The organism is Tissierellales bacterium (assembly GCA_035301805.1).
Taxonomy (GTDB): Bacteria; Bacillota; Clostridia; order Tissierellales; family DATGTQ01; genus DATGTQ01.
Map to the genome: position 1 here is coordinate 1 of DATGTQ010000278.1, position 5,564 is coordinate 5,564.

The 5,564-nt window shown below is 32.9% G+C and carries 6 protein-coding genes; all 6 read right to left on the bottom strand.

The window, feature by feature from the left end; genetic code table 11:
* A partial coding sequence (locus tag VK071_13645; protein ID HLR36358.1) for a phage major capsid protein occupies positions 1 to 332 on the bottom strand: 332 nt, incomplete at its 3' end.
* 15 nt (positions 333 to 347) lie between these two features.
* Positions 348 to 1,031, bottom strand: a complete 684-nt coding sequence (locus tag VK071_13650; GenBank protein HLR36359.1) for a head maturation protease, ClpP-related — start codon at positions 1,029 to 1,031, stop codon at positions 348 to 350.
* The gene (locus VK071_13655) at positions 1,000 to 2,289 is read right to left on the bottom strand and encodes a phage portal protein (protein ID HLR36360.1); all 1,290 of its coding nucleotides are present in this window, start codon (positions 2,287 to 2,289) and stop codon (positions 1,000 to 1,002) included. The genes VK071_13650 and VK071_13655 overlap by 32 nt, the downstream gene beginning before the upstream one ends.
* 112 nt (positions 2,290 to 2,401) lie before the next feature.
* On the bottom strand, positions 2,402 to 2,896 hold the full coding sequence (locus tag VK071_13660; protein ID HLR36361.1) for a nucleotidyltransferase family protein: 495 nt from the start codon (positions 2,894 to 2,896) through the stop codon (positions 2,402 to 2,404).
* Between the two features lie 125 nt (positions 2,897 to 3,021).
* Positions 3,022 to 4,674, bottom strand: a complete 1,653-nt coding sequence (gene abc-f, locus VK071_13665; GenBank protein HLR36362.1) for an ABC-F type ribosomal protection protein — start codon at positions 4,672 to 4,674, stop codon at positions 3,022 to 3,024.
* Positions 4,675 to 4,967: 293 nt separating this feature from the next.
* Positions 4,968 to 5,564, bottom strand: a 597-nt coding sequence (locus tag VK071_13670) for a terminase TerL endonuclease subunit (GenBank protein ID HLR36363.1), incomplete at its 5' end; no start/stop codon positions are given.

Genomic DNA, 5,564 nt, shown 5'->3' on the forward strand with positions numbered 1-5,564 from the left:
TCTGACTTTGGATTTTTGGTTCTCATAACATTCCAGAAGGCTTTCTTATACTCATCAGATGCACGACCTTCTTTCGTTTCCCCCATACCATTGTTAGGTTTATTAGAGAGGGGAGTGGAAGTAGGCTTTGATAGTTCTAAATCGAGAACGGCTTGTTTTTCTAACCTGTCTATCTCTTTACCTAAATCAACTACATCTTGTTCCATTCTTTCATAGGTAGCAGTATCTTCAGCTGAAACAAGCCCTTTGTCATCTCTTCTTGCATCTAAAAAAGCTTTGGCACTTTCCCAAAGCTTCGCTCTTTTTTCTCTTAATTCTAATATTTTATTCATTGAATATACCTCCATTTATTTAATTAGATTTAATCGTGTACTTAGTTCTTTATAGGAAGTACCAGCAGGTGGCTTTTCCTTTTTGGGTAGTTTACTTAATATAGAATTGACAGCTACCATATTACTGAAAGCTAATCCTTCTAGGTTTTTATCTTCATCACCCTGTGCAAACATTATTTTATCTGCAAACCCCAAGTCCACAGCCTTTCTAGCATTGAACCAGGTTTCCTCATCCATAAGATGAGAGAGCTCATTCCTTGGTATGCTAGTTTTTAACTCATAAGCATTAATGATGCTTTCTTTAACTTCTGATAGCATTGCTTTGGCTTTTTCCATTTCACTTGCATCGCCAAAGGCAATAGTCAACGGATTATGGATCATCATTAGACCTGTAGGTGAAATTTGTACTTCAGTACCAGCCATAGCAATAACGGATGCCGCACTAGCTGCAATTCCATCAATCTTAACTGTGACGTTGCCTTTATAATCCATTAACATATTGTAGATTTGACTAGCAGCAATGCAGTCGCCACCAGGGGAATTAATCCAAACAACAATATCTCCAGATTCACTATTTAACTCATCTTTAAATAGTTTAGGTGTGATTTCATCTCCATACCAAGTTTCATCAGATATCACACCATTTAAAAATAAAGTCCTTTCATCATCATTCTTTATCCAGTTCCAAAACTTCTTTATTTTCATCACCTCCAGTGTTTTTATTCGCATAAGCACCAACATCTTTAAGCTTTAGCATATTGCCATTGACCATGTATGTGTTTCCACCTTCATCAGAGGGTATAGGGTTCATGTTTTCTAAACTCCTTACATCGTTAGGAGACATAAATCCATTTTGAATGCCGATAGAATAACCTCTCATTCTTGATTCATAGTCCCCTCGAAGAAGGCCTTCAACTAAGAAACTAACAAAGTATTTGTGTCTTTCCTCCTCAGAAAACAAGGCTTTATTAATAGATTGCTCTATTCTAACAAGCCAAGGCCTTATAGTATGAACTACAAAGCTTATAGATTGATGTTCAATATTTGAAAAAGTAGCTCTTTCTAAATCACCGACTAAATGGGGAGGGACTCTAAATATTCGACAAATTTCCTCAGTTTGATATTTCCTTGTTTCTAAAAACTGTGCCTGTTCTGGCGGTATACCGATAGGAGAGAACTTCATACCTTCTTCAAGAACGGCAACTCTATGGGCATTGGATGTTCCTTGATACACTTGATTCCAGCTATCCCTAATTCTATGAGGGTCTTTTACAACACCAGGATGTTCTAGAACACCGCCAGGATTTGCACCATTTGAGAAGAACTTAGCTCCGTATTCTTCTGTTGCTAGAGCCATGCCAATTGCATTCTTAGCCATGGCAATGGGGGAGTATCCAATAAGACCGTCAAACCCAAGGCCTGGTATGTGAAGGACCTCTGTATTTCTTAATAAATATTCCTTTCCTTCGCTAGTATAGAGATAATAAATTTCTCCATTTTCACTTCTTCCAACCTTCATCTTGTCTGGAAGCAAAGGATATAAGGCCACTACTTTTCCATGCCCATTTCTTATTATCTGAGAGTAGGAATTTCCCCATAATAAAAGATGACCCATAAGTGTTTCTCTAAACACAAATGAGGTCATCTCAGGGTTAGGGGAATCTGAAAGAAGATAATATATTGGATGGTCCCTTGCTTTTTCCTTTCCACTTTCAGTATTCATATAAGTGTGGAGTGGGAGAGAGGCTATTGTTTCAGCAAGTATTCTAACACAGGCATATACAGCTGTGGTTTGCATAGCTGTTCTTTCGTTTACTGTTTTCCCACTACTAGTAGAGCCAAAGAAGAAACTGTAAGTAGAACCGAATAAGCTATTCTTTGGTTCAGCCCTTGATTTAAATAATCTTGAAAATATATTTATATGATCACCTCCTAAAATTGGGCATGAAAAAAGCACCTCGCTTTTGAGATGCTTTATAGTGTTTTATTTTCTTAAGTTATGTCGCATAATATAAATGTATAACATAACTATAATAAAATTTCTGCTTATATAATTTAGTGGTTGTTAATTAATTGTACTCTCTCGGAATAGGAATACCAAATCTTTCACATAAAAGTTTCACATCATGTATATCATTTTCATCATGCTCATAGCCCAAGTGAAATAGCACTTGATTTTCAGCGTCAATGCACTTTACCTCTTTATTACCTATTTCCCCAATACCACTAAACACATTTGGTGGATATTCTTCTCCTTCAAAAACAATGTATCCCTGTTCATTAAATTTGAATATATGAAGATCAATTATCCTACCTTTAGTATCCTTCCAAACCGTGTGTGATTCTGTTGTATATGATTCAACAATTTTAACAAAGCCTTTTTTCTTTAATATACTAATAAACTTTTTGCCGTCGCTTTCCTCCACAAATAAATCAATATCATTGTGTGCTCTAGTTTCTTCTTTCAATAGGGCATCTACACCCCAACCACCATCTATCCAAATACTAATTTCATTTTCTTCGGCCCATGTTATTATTTCAATAGCGTCAGTTTTATTCACCATATAATCACTCCGTTCAAATTACAATTTATTAAAAATTGTTACGCATATTATCACTTATGTGTAACTACTAATATTGCTAAGATAAGTATACCAAGTTTAAAAATTCAACCTAACTATAACTTTACTTAGATTTCACGTTTTAAATTTACTAATTCTTTTAATTTTAAATTATACTGCTCATCTAATTCAGTTTTTCTCTCTTCATTTTCTTCAGTTGAAATCTCGCCAATCAAAGAAGAAATTTGATTTTCTAATATCATTATCTTTTCCTTAATATTTTTTTCCCTGATATTTAGTTTCTGCTTGTTTTTATTTCTTATATATTCATCGTAATTTCCCATAAAATGTTTTATTTTATTATTCTCTATTATTAATAATTCTTCAGCTATGTTTTTAATAAATCTTATATCATGAGATACTAATAGTATTGTGCCATCATAATCTTTAAGCAAATTTTCTATTACTTCTAAGCTGTTTATATCTAGATAGTTTGTTGGCTCATCTAGTATTAACAAATTTATATCCTCCAAAATCATTTTAGCAAATGAAACTTTTACTCTTTCCCCTCCACTTAAAATCTTTAATTTTTCATAAACCTTATTACCTTTTATCAGCAATCTAGCTAAAATTAGTCGTGCCAACTTTTCATCATGAATACTTTTTTCCATTACGTTTTCTAATATGGTCTTTTCTTCATCTAAAATATCCATGGATTGACTGAAGTAACCTATTCTAACATTTTTACTTATGTCTATGCCTTCCTCATTTAATATCATATTGATTAAGGTAGTTTTCCCGCTACCATTTGGCCCTAGGAGAGCAACTTTTTTACCATTATTAATATTAAAATCTGCGTTATCAAATATTACTTTTTTCCCATAAGATTTATTAAGGTTATTTCCTGATATTAATAGTTTACTATGGGGTTTAGTAGATTCTAATATGCTTATTTTAATTAGCTCTTGCTCTACAGGTCTTTCTTTTTTTTCTAAGTGCTCTATCCTTTTTGCTACTGACTTTGCAAACTTATCTAGATTTGCTTTATTAGTCTGCCCGCCCATCTTATGGAGTCGTGCCTCGGAATTGCCCATTCTACTTGGCGTGGTTTTTACTTTAGCAGATTTATTCTCTACATCCCTTTTAAGATTAGTAAGTCTACTTTTCTCCTTAATAAATTCCTTGTATTCAAATTCCTTTCTCGTATCTTCCATTTCTTTTAACTCAAGATACTTACTATAATTCCCATTATAAATTTTACATTTACCATTTTCTATTTCTAATATTTTGTTACATACTGTATCTAAAAAATTTCTATCATGTGATACTACTAAAAGGGTCCCTTTATATGCTTTGAAGTTATTTACAACTAAATTGATTCCGTCAATATCCAAATTATTTGTTGGTTCATCTACCAACAGCAAATTGCAAGTACTTTCAAATCCCTCTGCTAATTTGAATCTAGTTTTTTCTCCTCCACTCATATTGCTGTCCCACTTGTTTTCAACTTGAAATATAGAGGCGTATTTCCCGCTTATTATTTTTCTGTTTGGTTCCCCTAATTGTGGAATATATTTGATATCCACATTCTTATTTAAAAACAATTCACCACTCTCGTAATCAATGTTTTTATTAATAATCTCTAATAATGTAGTTTTTCCTGCTCCATTTACACCTATTATTCCAATCCTATCATTTTCATATATCTTTAAATCTTCAATGTCTAAAAGTAATCTAGTCCCATAATATTTTTTTATTTTTTTCATATTAATTTTTAACATAAAAAATCCTCCTTTTAAAACAGAGAGGATAGTATATCTATAGACAAACTATAAAATTATACATAAATGCACCATTTAAACAAACTATCCACTCATACTAAAAATAGACACAAATATATCAGGTTGAAATTTTTAAGCCCAATATATTTTGTTTTCTTTATATAGTCATGGATTATTTGTTCATTATTTCTATAGTTCATCCTTTCATTATATTATTATCTAAAGAAAATAATAAAGTAGTCATATACTCTAATACTTTCTAGCAAATCCAGTATAGCATATTATTTGCAAGATTAAAAGACCAATATCCCTCTTTCATCATATACACTACCTGTGCTTACACCGTCATTTCTCAAAGCCCTATCAAGTGCCATTATAGTGGCAACAGCACCATCAATCTTTTCACTAGACTTTTCTTTGTCAGGCTTAATGTTTCCAGCAGGATCAGTTCTAACAAATATATTATCCATCATCCAACGAAGGACAGGATGGCCACCATGGGCTAATTTTTCTTCTAAGGTAAGTTTCATTAATTCTTTTGTTGGAGGACTCATATCTTTAAAACCCTGACCAAAGGGAACAACTGTAAAACCCATACCTTCTAAGTTTTGAGTCATCTGAACAGCACCCCAGCGGTCAAAGGCGATTTCTCTAATGTTATAATCCATACCTAGTTCCTCAATAAAATTCTCTATAAAACCGTAGTGAACAACATTGCCATCGGTGGTTTTAATAAAACCTTGCTTTTCCCATAAATCATAATTAACATGATCTCTTCTAACTCGAAGATCGATATTTTCTTCTGGTATCCAAAAGTAGGGGAGTATACTGTATTTATCGTCCTCATCAATAGGTGGAAATACTAAAACAAAAGCAGTGATGTCAGTAGA